Raw genomic sequence first — 17,017 nt, forward strand, 5'->3', positions numbered from 1 at the left:
GGCGGCGCTCGATCTCACAGGCGATACAAACGCCGCGGCAAACACCACTGGTCGGCACCGGCCAACCGCTCTGGAACCTCTATTCCCTATCTTTGTTGCGTGGTTATGCGCCGGGCCCGGTGCTATGATCCAGCCCTCGCGTCGCAAAGAGTACAAACTCGCCGACGTTGATCGGGCCGCCCGTGATCGGCCTTGCGCAAACCGCAAATAGACCTGAATCAGGAGATCCACCATGGCTTTTGAATTGCCGCCGCTGCCGTACGCCCACGATGCCCTGCAGCCGCACATCTCCAAGGAAACCCTGGAGTATCACCACGACAAGCACCACAACACCTATGTCGTGAACCTGAACAACCTGGTCCCAGGCACCGAATTCGAAGGCAAGACCCTGGAAGAGATCGTCAAGACCTCTTCGGGCGGTATCTTCAACAACGCCGCTCAAGTCTGGAACCACACCTTCTACTGGAACTGCCTGGCGCCTAACGCCGGTGGTCAACCGACCGGTGCCCTGGCCGAAGCCATCAACGCCGCTTTCGGTTCCTTCGACAAGTTCAAGGAAGAGTTCACCAAGACTTCCGTCGGCACCTTCGGCTCCGGCTGGGGCTGGCTGGTGAAGAAAGCTGACGGTTCCCTGGCCCTGGCCAGCACCATCGGCGCCGGCAACCCGCTGACCAATGGCGACACCCCGCTGCTGACCTGCGACGTCTGGGAACACGCCTACTACATCGACTACCGCAACGTGCGTCCGAAGTATGTCGAGGCGTTCTGGAACCTGGTCAACTGGGCTTTCGTTGCCGAACAGTTCGAAGGCAAGACCTTCAAGGCCTGATGCATATCCAGCCTTGAACGAAGAACCCGGCCTTGGTGCCGGGTTTTTTTATGGGCCTGTAACAGCCTCTTGCTCAGCACGGATTGCACGCTAACATCAAACCTCTGGAAACTTGATACAGCGCACTCAAGTTGCAGGGCCAGGCGACCGATATACTGCCCAGGACAACCCCGCTTCTCGCGCTGTGTCCGTGGCACACCGGCCGATAGTGTATTGGTTTCATTGATGGCAAAATGATGCCATGCGCATGGATTAAGGAAACCCCATTGAAGCTGGAATTGCGGAACAGCTTGTCGGTCAAGTTGCTCAGGGTCGTGCTGCTGTCGGCGCTCGCAGTGGGCGTCGTGCTCAGTTGTGCGCAAATCGTCTACGACACCTACAAGACCCGCCAGGCTGTCGACAACGATGCCCAGCGCATCCTCGACATGTTCCGTGACCCCTCTACCCAGGCGGTGTACAGCCTTGACCGGGAGATGGGCATGCAGGTGATGGAAGGCCTGTTCCAGGACGAGTCGGTGCGCATGGCGTCCATCGGCCACCCCAATGAAACCATGCTGGCCGAAAAGTCCCGCCCGCTGCAGGACATGTCCATGCGCTGGCTGACCGACCTGATCCTCGGCCAGGAACGCACCTACACCACCCAACTGGTCGGTCGCGGCCCCTACAGCGAATACTACGGCGACCTGAGCATCACCCTCGACACCTCGTCGTATGGCGAAGATTTTTTGATTAACGCCGTGATCATCTTCATCTCCGGCGTGCTGCGCGCCCTGGCCATGGGCCTGGTGTTGTACCTGGTGTACCACTGGCTGCTGACCAAGCCACTGTCGAAAATCATCGAGCACCTTACCCAGATCAACCCCGATCGCCCCAGCCAGCACCAGATCCCGCTGCTCAAGGGCCACGAGAAAAACGAACTGGGCCTGTGGGTGAACACAGCCAACCAGCTGCTCGCCTCCATCGAGCGCAATACCCACCTGCGCCACGAGGCCGAGAACAGCCTGCAACGCATGGCCCAGTACGACTTCCTCACCGGCCTGCCCAACCGCCAGCAGCTGCAGCAACAGCTGGACAAGATCCTTGTCGATGGCGGCCGCCTGCAGCATCGCGTCGCAGTGCTGTGCGTAGGCCTGGACGATTTCAAAGGCATCAACGAGCAGTTCAGCTACCAGGTCGGTGACCAGTTGCTGCTGGCCCTGGCCGACCGCCTGCGCGCCCACAGTGGCCGCCTGGGGGCGCTGGCGCGGTTGGGTGGCGACCAGTTCGCCCTGGTTCAGGCCAACATCGAGCAGCCGTATGAGGCTGCCGAGCTGGCCCAGAGCATCCTCGATGACCTGGAGGTGCCCTTCGACCTCGACCATCAGCAGATCCGCCTGCGTGCCACCATCGGCATCACCCTGTTCCCAGAAGACGGCGACAGCACCGAGAAGCTGCTGCAAAAAGCCGAACAGACCATGACCCTGGCCAAGGCCCGCTCACGCAACCGTTACCAGTTCTACATCGCCAGCGTCGACAGTGAAATGCGCCGCCGCCGCGAGCTGGAAAAAGACCTGCGCGAAGCCCTGCCGCGCAATCAGCTGTACCTGGTGTATCAGCCGCAGATCAGCTACCGCGACCACCGCGTGGTTGGCGTCGAGGCCCTGCTGCGCTGGCAACACCCGGAGCTGGGCATGGTTCCGCCCGACCAGTTCATCCCGCTGGCCGAGCAGAACGGCAACATCATCACCATCGGCGAATGGGTACTCGACCAGGCCTGCCGGCAGCTGCGCGAATGGCACGACCTGGGCTTCAGCGACCTGCGCATGGCGGTCAACCTGTCGACCGTGCAGTTGCACCACAGCGAACTGCCACGCGTGGTCAACAACCTGCTGCAGGCCTACCGCCTGCCGCCGCGCAGCCTGGAGCTGGAAGTGACCGAGACCGGCCTGATGGAAGACATCAGCACCGCCGCCCAGCACCTGCTCAGCCTGCGGCGCTCCGGGGCACTGATCGCCATTGACGACTTCGGTACCGGCTACTCGTCGCTCAGCTACCTGAAGTCGTTGCCGCTGGACAAGATCAAGATCGACAAGAGCTTCGTCCAGGACCTGCTCGACGACGATGACGACGCCACCATCGTGCGCGCCATCATCCAGCTGGGCAAAAGCCTGGGCATGCAGGTTATCGCTGAAGGCGTGGAAACCGCCGAGCAGGAGACCTACATCATCGCCCAGGGTTGCCACGAGGGTCAGGGCTACCACTACAGCAAGCCACTGTCGGCCCGCGAGCTGACCAGTTACCTCAAGCAGGCACAGCGCAATCAGGTGTCCATGCTGTAGCCCTGGCGGCCCCGGTTACAGGCCGTGACGGGCATTTACATGAATTGCGCGCTCGCCTCTTTACAGCAAATGCAAATCTTTCGCATGATGTTGCGGTTTCGCGTGCCATGGCGCACGGTCCAACCACACGACGCAGGGAAACCAACAATGATTCGAATGCCTCTGGCCTCCGCCAGTCTGCTGGCCATCGCCATCGCGCTCGCCGGATGTGGCGAAAAGGATGACAAGGCCGCTGCTCCGCAAGCGCAAGCGCAAGCGCCTGCTGCCGCCAGCACCACCGCCGCCGCGCCTGGGGCTGTCGATGAAGCGGCCGGCAAGGCCGTGGTCCAGCATTACGCCGACATGGTCTACGCCGTTTACAGCGACTCGCTGAGCACCGCCAAGGCCCTGCAGACGGCAGTCGACGCGTTCCTGGCCAAGCCCAACGACGAAACCCTGAAAGCCGCCAAGGACGCCTGGGCCGCCTCGCGCGTACCTTACCTGCAGAGCGAAGCCTTCCGCTTTGGCAACACCATCATCGACGACTGGGAAGGCCAAGTTAACGCCTGGCCCCTGGACGAAGGCCTGATCGACTACGTCGACAAGAGCTACGAGCACGCCCTGGGCAACCCGGCGGCCAGCGCCAACATCATCGCCAACACCGAGATCCAGGTCGGCGAAGAGAAGGTCGACGTCAAGGACATCACCCCAGAGAAGCTGGCCAGCCTGAACGAGCTGGGCGGTTCCGAAGCCAACGTCGCCACCGGCTACCACGCCATCGAATTCCTGCTTTGGGGCCAGGACCTGAACGGCACCGGCCCAGGCGCTGGCAACCGCCCTGCTTCCGACTACCTGGAAGGCAACGGTGCCACTGGCGGCCACAACGACCGCCGTCGTGCCTACCTGAAGGCGGCTACCGACCTGCTGGTCAAGGACCTCGAAGAGATGGTCGGCAACTGGGCACCGAACGTTGCCGACAACTACCGCGCCACCCTGGAAGCCGAGCCGGTCAACGACGGCCTGCGCAAGATGCTGTTCGGCATGGGCAGCCTGTCGCTGGGCGAACTGGCGGGCGAGCGCATGAAGGTCTCGCTGGAAGCCAACTCGCCTGAAGACGAGCAGGACTGCTTCAGCGACAACACCCACTACTCGCACTTCTACGACGCCAAGGGTATCCGCAACGTCTACCTGGGCGAGTACACCCGTCCGGATGGCACCAAACTGACCGGCCCGAGCCTGTCGTCGCTGGTGGCCAAGGTCGACCCGGCTACCGACGCCACCCTGAAGGCCGACCTGGAAGCCACCGAAGCGAAGATCCAGGTGATCGTCGACCACGCCCTGAAAGGCGAGCACTACGACCAACTGATCGCTGCAGACAACGCCGCTGGCAACCAAGTCGTGCGTGACGCCATCGCCTCGCTGGTCAAGCAGACCGGCGCGATCGAACAGGCTGCAGGCAAGCTGGGCATTGCCAACCTGAACCCGGATACTGCGGATCACGAGTTCTGATTCGGCTGTAGCGGTTCTGGGAAAGGCGACCTTCGGGTCGCCTTTTTCGTTTAGTGCTGACTGTGCCGGCCTCTTCGCGGGTAAACCCGCTCCCACCAGGACGGCATGATTCCTGAGATCTGTGTGGGAGCGGGTTTACCCGCGAAGAGGCCGGCACAGGCAACAGATGTAGCTGACACTGATTTCATCCAGCAATTGCAAATTGCTCTTATTCAAACATCCCCACTTTGCTAAGCTTGCACGCCGGTTTTTCGCTCACGCCCAGGATCCTTGATGTCCTCGTCGCTGTTCAAACTCTCTCCCCTGCTGCTGGCCTTTGCCCTCGCCGCCTGTGACGACGCCCCGCGTTTCACCCAGGCAGAGCCCGGCGAAGCGCTGTCGGGTGGCAAGGCGACGGTGCAGCGCAGCGATCGCAATGCCTATTCCCTGCCCTCGGCCAACCTTTCGCCCGAGCGGCGCCTGGACTTCGCCGTCGGCAACAGTTTTTTCCGCAACCCCTGGGTGATCGCCCCGTCCACCACCACCGCGCGTGATGGCCTCGGCCCGCTGTTCAACACCAATGCCTGCCAGAACTGCCACGTGCGCGATGGCCGCGGCCACCCACCCGAACTCGATGACAGCAACGCGGTGTCGATGCTGGTGCGCCTGTCGATCCCCGACCAGCCTTACCTGGCCAAGGTGGTCGAGCGCCTGGGCGTGGTCCCCGAGCCCGTGTACGGCACCCAGTTGCAGGACATGGCTATCCCCGGCGTGGCGCCGGAGGGCAAGGTCCGCGTGACCTACGCCAACCAGGCCGTCACGTTCAAGGACGGCCACCAGGTCGAGTTGCGTCGTCCCAGCTTGCAGATCACCCAGCTGGGCTACGGGGCAATGCACCCTGACACCCGCTTCTCGGCCCGCGTTGCGCCGCCGATGATCGGCCTCGGCCTGCTCGAAGCCATCCCCGAAGCCGACATCCTCGCCAACGAAGACCCGGACGACCGCAACCGCGACGGCATCCGCGGCCGAGCCAACCGGGTTTGGGATGACGCCCAGGGCAAGACCGTGGTGGGCCGCTTCGGCTGGAAAGCCGGGCAACCCAACGTCAACCAGCAGAACGTCCATGCGTTTGCCGGCGACATGGGCCTGACCTCCACCCTGCAGCCCAAGGACGACTGCACCGCAGCGCAAGTCGACTGCCTGGCCGCGCCCAATGGCGATGGCATGGGGGGCGAAAAGGAAGTCAGCGACAACATCCTGCGCCTGGTGACCTTCTATACCCGCAACCTGGGCGTGCCTGCCCGTCGTGACGTGGGTGCGCCGCAGGTACTGGCAGGCAAGAACCTGTTCTTCCAGGCCGGTTGCCAGGGCTGTCACACCCCGCAGTTCACCACCGCCGCAAATGCGGCCGAACCTGAGCTGGCCGGCCAGGTGATCCGCCCCTACAGCGACCTGCTGTTGCATGACATGGGGCCGGGCCTGGCCGATGAACGCACTGAATTCGCGGCCAATGGCCAGGACTGGCGCACCCCGCCGCTGTGGGGCATCGGCCTGAGTGAAACGGTCAGTGGCCACAGCCAGTTCCTGCACGACGGCCGCGCCCGCAACCTGCTCGAAGCCGTGCTCTGGCACGGTGGCGAAGCCGAAGCGGCACGTAATTTCGTCCTCACCTTCAATGCCGAGCAGCGTGCCGCGCTGCTGGCTTTCCTGAACTCACTTTAAAACGCGCAAGGAGCCGGGCATGTTCCGACCCAAACTGTTGTTCACCAGCCTCGCCGCACTCGCCCTCGGTGCCTGCTCGCCGCAGGACCCGCAAGCCGTGACCTCCGCCGCCATCGCCAAGCAGGTGATCCTGCCGACCTACAGCCGCTGGGTCGAAGCCGACCGCCAGCTGGCCGTCAGCGCCCTGGCCTATTGCGAAGGCAAGGCGAACCTGGACACCGCCCGCGCCGACTTCCTCACTGCGCAAAAAGCCTGGGCCGAGCTGCAACCGTTGCTGGTCGGCCCGTTGGCCGAAGGCAACCGCGCCTGGCAGGTGCAGTTCTGGCCCGACAAGAAGAACCTGGTCGGCCGCCAGGTCGAGCAGTTGGTCAACGGTGACAAACCCGTCGACGCCGCTGCCCTGGGCAAGGCCAGCGTCGTGGTGCGCGGCCTGTCGGCTTACGAGTACATCCTCTTCGACAGCAAGCCAGACGTTGCCACGGCGGAGCAGAAAGCCCGCTACTGCCCACTGCTGGTGGCCATCGCCGAGCACCAGAAGGCCTTGGCCGAAGAGATCCTCAAGGGCTGGAACAGCACCGACGGCATGCTCTCGCAGATGACCAAGTTCCCCAACCAGCGCTACGCCGATTCCCACGAGGCCATCGCCGACCTGCTGCGCGCCCAGGTCACCGCCCTGGACACCCTGAAGAAGAAGCTTGGCGCCCCCATGGGCCGCCAGAGCAAGGGCATTGCCCAGCCGCTGCAGGCCGAGGCCTGGCGCAGCCACGCTTCGCTCAAAAGCCTGGAGGCCAGCCTCAAGGCCGCCCAGGCGGTCTGGGTCGGGGTCGACAACAAGGGCCTGCGTGGCCTGTTGGGCAGCGACCAGAAAGCCTTGGCAGACAAGATCGACGACGCCTACGCTACTGCGCTCAAACAGCTGGCCGACAATCAGAAAACCCTCGGCGAGTTGCTGGCCGACGACGCTGGCAAGCAGACCCTCAACCAGATCTACGACAGCCTCAACGTTGTCCACCGCCTGCACGAAGGCGAGCTGGCCAAGGCGTTGAACATCCAGCTGGGCTTCAATGCCAACGACGGTGACTGATCATGCTGCGACGCCAGGCCCTCAAACTCGGTAGCGTACTGCTCAGCGCCCTCACCCTGGGCGGCTGGAGCCTGTTCCGCAACAAAGGCAGCGAACCCCTGCTGCTCTCGGCGCGCGACGACGGCGATGGCAAGCATTACGCCGTCGGGTTCCGCCTGGACGGCACCCAGGTGTTCAGCACCCAGGTTGCCCAGCGTTGCCATGCCATCATCAACCACCCCTCGCTGCCGATCGCCCTGTTCGTCGCCCGCCGCCCAGGTACCGAAAGCTACCTGGTCGACCTGCGCGACGGGCGGCTGCTGCAAACCGTGGTCTCGCAGCCCAACCGCCACTTCTACGGCCATGCGGTCATCCACAAGGGCGGGGAATGGCTGTACACCACTGAGAACGACACTACCGACCCGGGTCGCGGCGTGCTCGGTGTGTACCGTTTCGAAGGCGAACGCCTGGTGCACAGCGGCGAGCTGTCGACCCACGGCATCGGCCCGCATGAAGTGGCCTGGCTGCCGGACGGGGAAACCCTGGTGGTGGCCAACGGCGGCATCCGCACCGAGGCCGAAAGCCGCGTAGAGATGAACCTCGACGCCATGCAACCAAGCCTGGTCCTGATGCAGCGCGACGGCACCCTGCTGAGCAAAGAAACCCTCGCCCAGCAGATGAACAGCGTGCGTCACCTGGCAATTGGCGACGACGGCACCATTGCCGCCTGCCAGCAATTCATGGGCGACGCCGACGAAACCGCCGAGCTGCTGGCGATCAAGCGCCCGGGCGAGCCGCTCAAGGCCTTCCCGGTGCCGGAGCGGCAGTTGCAGGCCATGGCCCAGTACACCGCCAGCGTGGCGATTCACAGCGACTTGCGGCTGGTGGCGCTGACGGCGCCGCGGGCCAACCGGTTGTTTGTCTGGGACCTGGACAGCGGCGCGGTGAAGCTGGATGCGCCGATGCCAGATTGCGCCGGGGTTGGCGCGGTGAAGGATGGCTTTGTCGTCACCTCCGGGCAGGGGCGTTGCCGGTTCTACGATTGCCGCAAGGCTGAGCTGATCGGGCAACCGATGGACCTGCCTTCCGGGTTCTGGGACAACCACCTGCACCTGGCCTGATTGCCCAGGCACATCGCGGTCCATGCAGGGGCAGCCTTGTGCTGCGAAGAGGCCCGAGCCCGCACTGTAAATCTCCAGTGTTTGCTCGGGCCTCTTCGCAGCACAAGGCTGCTCCTACACGGCAGTGCACGCGCCAATGTTTGAATAATCCCGTTGCACCCACCCTTCCCCACCTGCCAAAAACAGTCAATACTTCCCCCATCCACACGTGGGCAGGATCGCCCGTTGTCGTGTCAAAACGAATAACAACCACGCTTCCAAGGAACCGGACCTATGCTTCGCCGCCGCATGCTCATCATGTTGGCCGTCGTTCTGTTGATCGTGTTGGCCCTGGGGGGCTACAAGGCCTTCTCGATCTACCAGCAGATCCAGGTGTTCACAGCCCCCAAGCCGCCGATCACCGTGGCGGCAGCGCTGGCCGAAGAACGCCAGTGGCAAGAACGCCTGCCCGCCGTCGGCAGCCTCAAGGCCCTGCAAGGCGTCGAGCTCAGCCTTGAGGTGGAAGGCATCGTCAAAAGCCTGCACTTCGACTCCGGGCAGAAGGTCAAGGCCGGGCAACTGTTGCTGCAACTCAATGACGAACAGGAAACCGCCCTGCTCGGCACCGCCCAGGCCGACCTGGGGCTGGCCAAGGTCGATTTCGGCCGCGGCAGCCAGCTGGTCGGCGACTCGGCCATCTCCCGTGGCGAGTACGATCGCCTTACCGCCCAGTACCGGCGCAACCAGGCCGTGGTCGATCAGCTCAAGGCCTCGAAGACCAAAAAAAGCATCAGTGCGCCCTTCAGCGGCACCATCGGCATTCGCCAGGTGGATGTCGGCGACTACCTCGCCGCTGGCACGGTGATCGCCACCCTGCAAGACCTGTCCAGCCTCTACGTCGACTTCAACGTGCCCGAGCAGGCCCTGCCGCACCTGAGCCTAGGCCAGCAGGTGCTGGTGCAGGTCGCCGCTTACCCGGGCCAGACCTTCACCGCCAGCCTCAGCGCCATCAACCCCAAGGTCGAGGAAAGCACCCGCAACCTGCTGGTCCGCGCAACCTTGGCCAACCCTGACGGCAAGCTGCTGCCTGGCATGTTCGCCAACCTGCTGATCTTGCTGCCCGCGCCACAGCCGCGGGTGGTGGTGCCGGAAAGCGCCATCACCTACACCCTGTATGGCAACTCGGTGTATGTCGCCACCCCGAAAAAGGACAAGGACGGCAACCCGGAAAAAACCGACGACGGCCAACCCCCGCTCATCGCCGAGCAGCGCACCGTGCAGACGGGCGAGCGCCGCGACGGCGTGGTGGTGGTCAGCAAGGGCCTGCAGGCCGGCGAGCAGGTGGTTACCGCTGGGCAACTCAAGCTCACACCTGGCGCGGCGATCCGCATCGGCCAGGACAAGGCGCTCACACCTGAGCAAAACGTTCCTGATCCAGGCAAGGCTGATCCAGGCACCCCACACAACGACTGACAGGAGGCAGGCATGGCGTTCACCGACCCGTTCATCCGTCGCCCGGTCCTGGCCAGCGTTGTCAGCCTGCTGATTTTGCTGCTGGGCTTTCAGGCCTGGAGCAAACTGCAGATTCGCCAGTACCCGCAGATGGAAAACGCCCTGATCACGGTGACCACCGCGTACCCCGGCGCCAACGCCGAGACCATCCAGGGCTACATCACCCAGCCGCTGCAACAGAGCCTGGCCAGCGCCGAAGGCATCGACTACATGACCTCGGTGAGTCGGCAGAACTTCTCGATCATCTCCATCTATGCGCGCATCGGCGCCGACAGTGACCGTTTGTTCACCGAACTGCTGGCCAAAGCCAACGAGGTGCGCAACAAGCTGCCGCAAGACGCCGAAGACCCGGTGCTGAGCAAAGAGGCCGCCGACGCCTCGGCGCTGATGTACATCAGCTTCTACAGCAAGGAAATGAGCAACCCGCAGATCACCGACTACCTGTCCCGAGTGATCCAACCCAAACTGGCCACCCTGCCGGGCATGGCCGAGGCGGAGATCCTCGGCAACCAGGTGTTCGCCATGCGCATCTGGATCGACCCGGTGAAACTGGCCGGCTACGGCCTCTCGGCCACCGACGTGACCAACGCCGTGCGCCGTTACAACTTCCTCTCGGCCGCCGGTGAGGTAAAAGGCGAGTACGTGGTCACCAGCATCAATGCCAGCACCGAGCTCAAGTCTGCCGAAGCGTTCGCCGCCCTGCCGGTCAAGACCAGCGGCGACAGCCGGGTGCTGCTGGGGGATGTGGCACGGGTCGAAATGGGTGCAGAAAACTACGACACGGTCAGTTCGTTCGACGGCATCCCTTCGGTCTACATCGGCATCAAGGCCACACCGGCCGCCAACCCGCTGGAGGTGATCAAAGAAGTCCGCCGCATCATGCCGGAACTCCAAAGCCAGTTGCCCTCGGCGCTGAAAGTGTCGATTGCCTACGACGCCACGTTGTTCATCCAGGCCTCCATCGACGAGGTGATCAAGACCCTCGGCGAAGCGGTGCTGATCGTCATCGTCGTGGTGTTCCTGTTCCTCGGCGCGTTGCGCTCGGTGCTGATCCCGGTGGTGACCATCCCACTGTCGATGATCGGCGTGCTGTTCTTCATGCAGATGATGGGCTACTCGCTCAACCTGCTGACCCTGCTGGCGATGGTGCTGGCCATCGGCCTGGTGGTAGACGATGCCATTGTCGTGGTGGAGAACATCCACCGGCACATGGAAGAAGGCAAGACGCCGTTCGACGCGGCGCTGGAAGGTGCACGGGAAATCGCCATGCCGGTGGTGTCGATGACCATCACCCTGGCCGCGGTGTATGCCCCCATCGGCTTCCTGACCGGGCTAACAGGCGCGTTATTCAAAGAATTCGCCCTGACCTTGGCCGGTGCAGTGATCATCTCCGGCGTCGTCGCCCTGACCCTGTCACCGATGATGTGCGCGCTGTTGCTGCGCCAGGAACAGAACCCCTCGGGCCTTGCCCATCGCCTCGAACTGCTGTTCGAGCGCCTCAAGGTGCGCTACCAGCGCCTGCTGCACGCCACCCTGGACAGCCGGCCGGTGGTGCTGGTGTTCGCCGTGATCGTCCTGTGCCTGATCCCGGTACTGCTCAAATTCACCCAGAACGAGCTGGCGCCCAACGAGGATCAAGGGGTGATCTTCATGATCAGCAGTTCGCCGCAGCCGGCCAACCTCGACTACCTCAACGCCTACACCGACCAGTTCACGCCGCTGTTCAAAGCCTTCCCCGAGTATTACTCGTCGTTTCAGATCAACGGTTTCAACGGTGTGCAGAGCGGCATTGGCGGCTTCCTGCTAAAGCCTTGGAACGAGCGCGAGCGCACACAGATGGAGCTGCTGCCGCTGGTGCAGGCCAAACTTGAAGAAATCGGCGGCCTGCAGATCTTCGGCTTCAACCTGCCGTCGCTGCCCGGTACCGGTGAGGGCCTGCCGTTCCAGTTCGTGATCAACACCGCGGGGGACTACCCGGTCCTGCTGGACGTGGCCCAACGTATCAAGGCACGCGCCCAGGCATCGGGCAAGTTCGCCTTCCTCGACATCGACCTGGCCTTCGACAAACCGGAAGTGGTGGTCGACATCGACCGGGCCAAAGCGGCGCAGATGGGCGTCTCGATGGACGCCCTGGGCGGCACCTTGGCCACCCTGCTGGGCGAGGGGGAAATCAACCGTTTCACCCTGGAGGGCCGCAGCTACAAGGTGATTGCCCAGGTCGAGCGGCCGTACCGCAACAACCCTGGCTGGCTCAACAACTACTACGTGAAGAACGACCAGGGCCAGTTGCTGCCACTGTCGACCCTCATCACCCTCAGCGACCGCGCCCGCCCGCGCCAGCTCAACCAGTTCCAGCAGTTGAACTCGGCCATCATCCAAGGCGTGCCCATGGTCAGCCTGGGCGAAGCATTGCAGACCGTGCAGGCCATCGCCCGCGAAGAAGCCCCGGAAGGCTTCGCCTTCGACTATGCCGGGGTGGCGCGCCAGTATGTTCAGGAAGGCAGCGCGTTGTGGGTAACCTTCGGCCTGGCGCTGGCGATCATCTTCCTGGTGCTGGCGGCGCAGTTCGAAAGCTTCCGCGATCCGCTGGTGATTCTGGTGACTGTGCCGTTGTCGATCTGCGGGGCGCTGTTGCCGCTGTTCCTGGGTATTTCCAGCATGAACATCTATACCCAGGTCGGGCTGGTGACACTGATCGGGCTGATTACCAAGCACGGTATTCTGATCGTCGAATTTGCCAACCAGTTGCGCGAAGAAAAAGGCCTGAGCGTGCGTGAGGCAATCGAGGAAGCGGCCGCCATCCGCCTGCGGCCGGTACTGATGACCACGGCGGCGATGGTGTTTGGCATGGTGCCGTTGATTCTGGCGACCGGCGCAGGGGCAGTGAGCCGGTTCGATATCGGCACGGTGATTGCGACCGGGATGTCGATCGGGACGTTGTTTACCTTGTTTGTGCTGCCTTGCATCTACACCTTGCTGGCGCACAAGACGGTGGCCAAGGCACCTGTGCCAGCTGACATTTCCCGGTAGGAGCAGCCTTGTGCTGCGAAGAGGCCGGTGGCAGCAGCGAAGATTGAGGGTGCTTTCACCGGCCTCTTCGCAGCACAAGGCTGCTCCTACCGGAATCGTAGTTGGCCGACGGCACTCACAAACAAAAAAACCAGAGGCCCCGCTATGCAGGGCCTCTGGTTTTCAAGCACCACCCAGGTTCAGCCGAACGGCCGCAATCCCTGACGCATACCGAACAGGAACAGCAACAGGTCTTGGTCCGGCTTGGCCTGTTCCTGCGGCTTTGCCACACGTGGCAAAGCGCACTGGTCAGCCATCTCGGCCTTGCTGAACACCGTCGGCTTCGGCTCTTCCCAGGCAGCCACCGCCACAGTGGTCACGGCCAATCCAGCCACCAGGAACAAAGCTCGAGCGATTTCTAGTTTCATTGCCCTAACCCTTTGACAACGCTGCCAAACGCCATTTGGTAAAAATAGAGCAATGTCTGCCATTCCGCATCAGTGAACGACGAGTGGCGGCGCAACTGACGCAGGTCATTCGCCGCCGCACGTTGGCAGCTGATGCGCCGCCGGCACTTCTCAAGGTCCAGCAGGGCGACTTCGACCCGGGCCTGTTCGCCCTCGCCGATCACCTTGACGAACACATGCTTGCCGTACAGGCAGCCGTGCTGCCAGTGCCCCAGGTGCATACGCGCCAGGTTATCCGCCAGGTCCTTGAGCATGCGCTCATGCACCGCCTGAGGGTAACGCTCGCGGGCACCTTCGGCATGCCAGGTGTCGAGCTCGACAAAGCCATCCAGCGCTTCGCTGACCAGCAGCGCACGCCATTGATGATCGGCATCGCGCTCGGCACCACAAAAGACGATGTGCGGAACACGTACACCCAATTGCTCGAAGCTGTTGATGGCATCGAGTTCACGCAAAACGGTCGGCCGGCCAAAGGGGTGCAGCAGGCTGCGGTAGATGTGCCCGACCTGGCGCTTGGCATACAGCAGTTTGCCGTTGGCATCGTTGAGGCGTTGCACGCCACTTTCGCCGCCACGCCGCTGGTTGGGTTCCTCAACCCATTCGCCCTGCTGGCGCCAGTAAAAATCGAACCGCGACTCCCCACTCTGGGCTACAGCCATCAAACACTACCCCTTACGCAATACATAGACTCGCCACATGGCATAGAACGGCAGGAAGTCCAAGCGTTCCTGGATTCTGAAACCGGCGGCCTCAAATTCTTCTTCGACCGTGTCCGCTGGTAACACGAAACGATTCTGGTAATTGTCCTGCTCGGCCTTGGCGCTGCGACGCTGCTCGAGCTTTTTCCGGCGCCAGGCTTTGAAGTTGCCGTCCACCCACAGCGACAGAATCACACTATCACGGCTAACTCGTTGAAATTCCGAAAGAATTGTCTTTCTGTGGGCCGCTTCGCCGATGTGATGGAACAGCCGCATGCAGAAAATGCTGTCGACCGAATTGTCAGGAAGGTCAATGGCGAACGCAGAAGTCTGCAAGGGGCGTACCCGGGCGACCACCTCTGGCGGTTGCGCGGCACAGGCTGTCTCGATCATCGCCTCGGAGTTGTCGGCGCCGATGATTACGCGGTTGGGTTTTTCCGCCAGCAACGGCCAGAAGCGCCCAGCACCGCAGGGCAGGTCAAGTACCAGGCCCGGCTCACCGGCCAACGCCAAGGCGCGACGTGCCAACTGCTCGTCACGCTTGTGGGAAAGGCGCCGGGCCAGACCATCCTGATGCTTGAGGAAATACTCGCGCGCGTGGTCTTTGTCGTATTTCTCGGAAAATTCAAGCTTGATGGGGCTACGCATTGGGCATCTCCTGACTCCAGTGCGCTCACCTTAGGTAAGCAAGCGTTGGAATCAGGTTATGCCAATGTGAAAAAAGTGTTAGTTCTTTGGAGAGGTATTACCAAAAATTACCCGACCAACCCCGAAGGGCTGCCCTTCTCCACGCTTTGGCTCAGGTCCACCTGAAAACGGCAGCCGTGCGGCAAGGTCGAGGTCAAGGTGACGCGCCACCCCTGGTCGTCACAGATGCGCTGCACCAGCGACAGGCCCAAGCCCAGCCCTTCGCCACGCCGCTCAGCGCCGCGCACGAAGGGTTTGAACATCGCCTCGCGCTGCTCCTCGGGGATGCCCACGCCACTGTCCTCGACGCTGAACCCGTTCGCTTCCAGGCTCAGGCGAATGTAACCGCTGTCGGTGTAGTGCGCGGCGTTGCGCAGCAGGTTGCCCATCACCGATTGCAGGAAGGTGGCGTTGTACAGCACCGGGCTTGCGCTGACGCGGCCGTCGAAATACAGCGTGAGCCCCTTCTGCTCGATCGTTTCGCGCCAAACCCCAGTGAGTTCATCCGCAACCTCGCGCAAGGTCGCTTGGGAGGCCACGGCACCCTCATCGCGTTGGGCACGGGCAAGCATCAGGAAGGTCTTGACCAGTTCGCGCATTTCTTCGGTCGCCCGCGCCACCCGCTCGACCTGGCTGCGTGCACGCGGGTCCAGTGCCTGGTTTTCCAGCAGCAGTTCACACGACGTGGCCAGCACCATCAGCGGGGTTCGCAGCTCGTGGCTGACGTCGCTGGTGAACAGCCGCTCGCGGGTCAATGCATCGCGCAAGCGGCCCAGCGTGTCGTCGAAGGCCACGGCCAATTGGCCCACTTCGTCGGCCGCGTAATCGGGTGCCAGTGGCGGTGCCAGGCCGAGTAGCTGGTCGCGGTGGCGCACTTGGCGCGCCAGGCGGATCACCGGCGCCATCACCCGGCGCGCCACCAGCCACCCCAGGATCACGGCCAGCACCAGGCTGAGCACGAAGCCGACGACCACAACAGCGAACAGCACACGCTCGCGCTCTTCGAAATCGCTCTGGTCTTGCAGCAATACGTAGCGACGGCCATCGACGATCTCGACCATCGCGTGGTACGACAGCTGGTCGCGAAATACTTCGTGGAAGCCGCTGTCGAGGTGGCGCAAGTCTTTGGGCAACTCGAAATCGTCACGCCCGCCACTGAAGTAGAACAGTTGGTCCGGACGCGGCCGATGGCTCCAGTCACTGACGCTGTCCATGCGCAACAGGCGTTGCAGGTCGCCGCCCAGCACGGTGGAAATCAGCCGCTCTTCAACCAGGTGCACCGTGGCGACGATGCCGAAGGCGAAGGCGCCGGCCACCAGCGCGCTCATCAACGCAAAGGCGATGATGATGCGCTGGGCAAGGCTTTGCTTAAACTCCATCGCGGCCCTCGGCGAGGCGATAGCCGACGCCATGGACGGTATGCAGCAGCGGTTTTTCGAACGGTTTGTCGATCACCTGGCGCAACTGGTGCACATGGCTGCGCAGGCTGTCGCTGTCAGGGCAGTCGTCGCCCCACAGGGCTTCTTCCAGCACTTCGCGTCGCAGCACGTGGGGGCTTTTCTGCATCAACACGGCAAGCAGCTTGAGGCCGACCGGGTTGAGTTTGAGCAGGCGGCCTTGGCGCGTGACTTCCAAGGTGTCGAGGTCGTAGCTCAGGTCGGCGACCTGCAAGGTGCGACGCCCACCCCCCTGGGCACGGCGCAGCACCGCTTCGATGCGCGCGGCCAGCTCCGACAGCGCAAACGGCTTGAGCAGGTAATCGTCGGCACCCGAGCGGAAGCCTTGCAGGCGGTCGTCCAGCTGATCGCGGGCGGTGAGCATGATCACCGGGGTGTCACGCCGGGCGTCTTCGCGCAGGCGTTTGCACAGGGTGTAGCCATCAATGCCGGGCAGCATGATGTCGAGGACGATCAGGTCGTAGTGCTCGGTGGCCGCCAGGTGCAAGCCCGACAAGCCGTCCTGGGCGCAATCGACGGTGTAGCCTTTCATGCCGAGGTAATCGGCCAGGTTGGCAAGAATATCGCGGTTGTCTTCAACCAATAGAATGCGCATCGGGTTCTCCTGTGCGGCGCTTCGCTGTGGTGCGCGGCAGGCGCAGCTTAAGGCCAATGCCTGCACTGTGCCACCCCTGGGGAAAATTCACCG

At 63.0% G+C, this 17,017-nt stretch carries 13 protein-coding genes; 8 read left to right on the forward strand and 5 right to left on the reverse strand.

Features of this window, described 5'->3' with window-relative positions; all coding sequences use genetic code 11:
• Positions 1-232: 232 nt before the first annotated feature.
• From GIB19_RS21905 to GIB19_RS21940, 8 genes are all read left to right on the forward strand, one after another.
• Positions 233-829 carry a superoxide dismutase gene (locus GIB19_RS21905; protein ID WP_027594051.1) on the forward strand — a complete coding sequence of 199 codons (597 nt, stop codon included), beginning with the start codon at positions 233-235 and terminating at the stop codon, positions 827-829.
• Positions 830-1,095: 266 nt separating this feature from the next.
• A complete protein-coding gene (locus GIB19_RS21910) occupies positions 1,096-3,147 on the forward strand; it encodes a putative bifunctional diguanylate cyclase/phosphodiesterase (protein WP_027594050.1) in 2,052 nt (683 codons plus the stop codon).
• Between the two features lie 147 nt (positions 3,148-3,294).
• Positions 3,295-4,635, forward strand: coding sequence for an imelysin family protein (locus tag GIB19_RS21915; RefSeq protein WP_274887950.1), 1,341 nt, complete (start codon positions 3,295-3,297; stop codon positions 4,633-4,635).
• Positions 4,636-4,908: 273 nt separating this feature from the next.
• Positions 4,909-6,336: a di-heme oxidoreductase family protein gene (locus GIB19_RS21920; protein WP_274887951.1), complete on the forward strand. Its 1,428-nt coding sequence runs from the start codon at positions 4,909-4,911 to the stop codon at positions 6,334-6,336.
• Between the two features lie 19 nt (positions 6,337-6,355).
• Entirely contained in the window at positions 6,356-7,420 is a 1,065-nt protein-coding gene (locus tag GIB19_RS21925; RefSeq protein WP_099430352.1) for an imelysin family protein, read from the forward strand.
• Between the two features lie 2 nt (positions 7,421-7,422).
• Positions 7,423-8,520, forward strand: a complete 1,098-nt coding sequence (locus GIB19_RS21930) for a DUF1513 domain-containing protein (RefSeq protein WP_274887952.1) — start codon at positions 7,423-7,425, stop codon at positions 8,518-8,520.
• Between the two features lie 273 nt (positions 8,521-8,793).
• The gene (locus GIB19_RS21935) at positions 8,794-9,972 is read left to right on the forward strand and encodes an efflux RND transporter periplasmic adaptor subunit (protein WP_274887953.1); all 1,179 of its coding nucleotides are present in this window, start codon (positions 8,794-8,796) and stop codon (positions 9,970-9,972) included.
• Positions 9,973-9,984: 12 nt separating this feature from the next.
• Positions 9,985-13,041, forward strand: coding sequence for a multidrug efflux RND transporter permease subunit (locus GIB19_RS21940; RefSeq protein WP_274887954.1), 3,057 nt, complete (start codon positions 9,985-9,987; stop codon positions 13,039-13,041).
• A gap of 179 nt (positions 13,042-13,220) precedes the next feature.
• Here the strand turns inward: GIB19_RS21940 and GIB19_RS21945 are convergent, their stop codons facing one another.
• The 5 genes from GIB19_RS21945 to colR form a co-directional block, all read right to left on the reverse strand.
• Complete coding sequence (locus GIB19_RS21945) at positions 13,221-13,448, reverse strand: hypothetical protein (protein WP_027594043.1); 228 nt, start codon at positions 13,446-13,448, stop codon at positions 13,221-13,223.
• Positions 13,445-14,146, reverse strand: coding sequence for a lipopolysaccharide kinase InaA family protein (locus tag GIB19_RS21950; RefSeq protein ID WP_099430356.1), 702 nt, complete (start codon positions 14,144-14,146; stop codon positions 13,445-13,447). Before GIB19_RS21950 ends, GIB19_RS21945 begins: the two co-directional genes overlap by 4 nt.
• Positions 14,147-14,152: 6 nt before the next feature.
• A complete protein-coding gene (locus tag GIB19_RS21955) occupies positions 14,153-14,833 on the reverse strand; it encodes a class I SAM-dependent methyltransferase (protein ID WP_027594041.1) in 681 nt (226 codons plus the stop codon).
• Between the two features lie 107 nt (positions 14,834-14,940).
• Entirely contained in the window at positions 14,941-16,251 is a 1,311-nt protein-coding gene (locus GIB19_RS21960; protein ID WP_099430357.1) for a sensor histidine kinase, read from the reverse strand.
• A complete protein-coding gene (gene colR / locus GIB19_RS21965; RefSeq protein ID WP_003255215.1) occupies positions 16,241-16,924 on the reverse strand; it encodes a two-component system response regulator ColR in 684 nt (227 codons plus the stop codon). The genes GIB19_RS21960 and colR overlap by 11 nt, the downstream gene beginning before the upstream one ends.
• Positions 16,925-17,017: the final 93 nt, after the last annotated feature.

The sequence above is a fragment of the Pseudomonas sp. ITEM 17296 genome (assembly GCF_028895205.1).
Classification (GTDB): Bacteria; Pseudomonadota; Gammaproteobacteria; order Pseudomonadales; family Pseudomonadaceae; genus Aquipseudomonas; species Aquipseudomonas kermanshahensis.

Excerpts from the sequence above, each read along its gene's own strand:
- GIB19_RS21955 (WP_027594041.1), bottom strand. The coding sequence starts at position 14,833 with ATGCGTAGCCCCATCAAGCTTGAATTTTCCGAGAAATACGACAAAGAC.
- GIB19_RS21940 (WP_274887954.1), top strand. The coding sequence starts at position 9,985 with ATGGCGTTCACCGACCCGTTCATCCGTCGCCCGGTCCTGGCCAGCGTT.
- GIB19_RS21905 (WP_027594051.1), top strand. The coding sequence starts at position 233 with ATGGCTTTTGAATTGCCGCCGCTGCCGTACGCCCACGATGCCCTGCAG.
- GIB19_RS21960 (WP_099430357.1), bottom strand. The coding sequence starts at position 16,251 with ATGGAGTTTAAGCAAAGCCTTGCCCAGCGCATCATCATCGCCTTTGCG.
- GIB19_RS21920 (WP_274887951.1), top strand. The coding sequence starts at position 4,909 with ATGTCCTCGTCGCTGTTCAAACTCTCTCCCCTGCTGCTGGCCTTTGCC.
- GIB19_RS21915 (WP_274887950.1), top strand. The coding sequence starts at position 3,295 with ATGATTCGAATGCCTCTGGCCTCCGCCAGTCTGCTGGCCATCGCCATC.
- GIB19_RS21950 (WP_099430356.1), bottom strand. The coding sequence starts at position 14,146 with ATGGCTGTAGCCCAGAGTGGGGAGTCGCGGTTCGATTTTTACTGGCGC.
- GIB19_RS21935 (WP_274887953.1), top strand. The coding sequence starts at position 8,794 with ATGCTTCGCCGCCGCATGCTCATCATGTTGGCCGTCGTTCTGTTGATC.
- GIB19_RS21925 (WP_099430352.1), top strand. The coding sequence starts at position 6,356 with ATGTTCCGACCCAAACTGTTGTTCACCAGCCTCGCCGCACTCGCCCTC.
- colR (WP_003255215.1), bottom strand. The coding sequence starts at position 16,924 with ATGCGCATTCTATTGGTTGAAGACAACCGCGATATTCTTGCCAACCTG.
- GIB19_RS21945 (WP_027594043.1), bottom strand. The coding sequence starts at position 13,448 with ATGAAACTAGAAATCGCTCGAGCTTTGTTCCTGGTGGCTGGATTGGCC.
- GIB19_RS21930 (WP_274887952.1), top strand. The coding sequence starts at position 7,423 with ATGCTGCGACGCCAGGCCCTCAAACTCGGTAGCGTACTGCTCAGCGCC.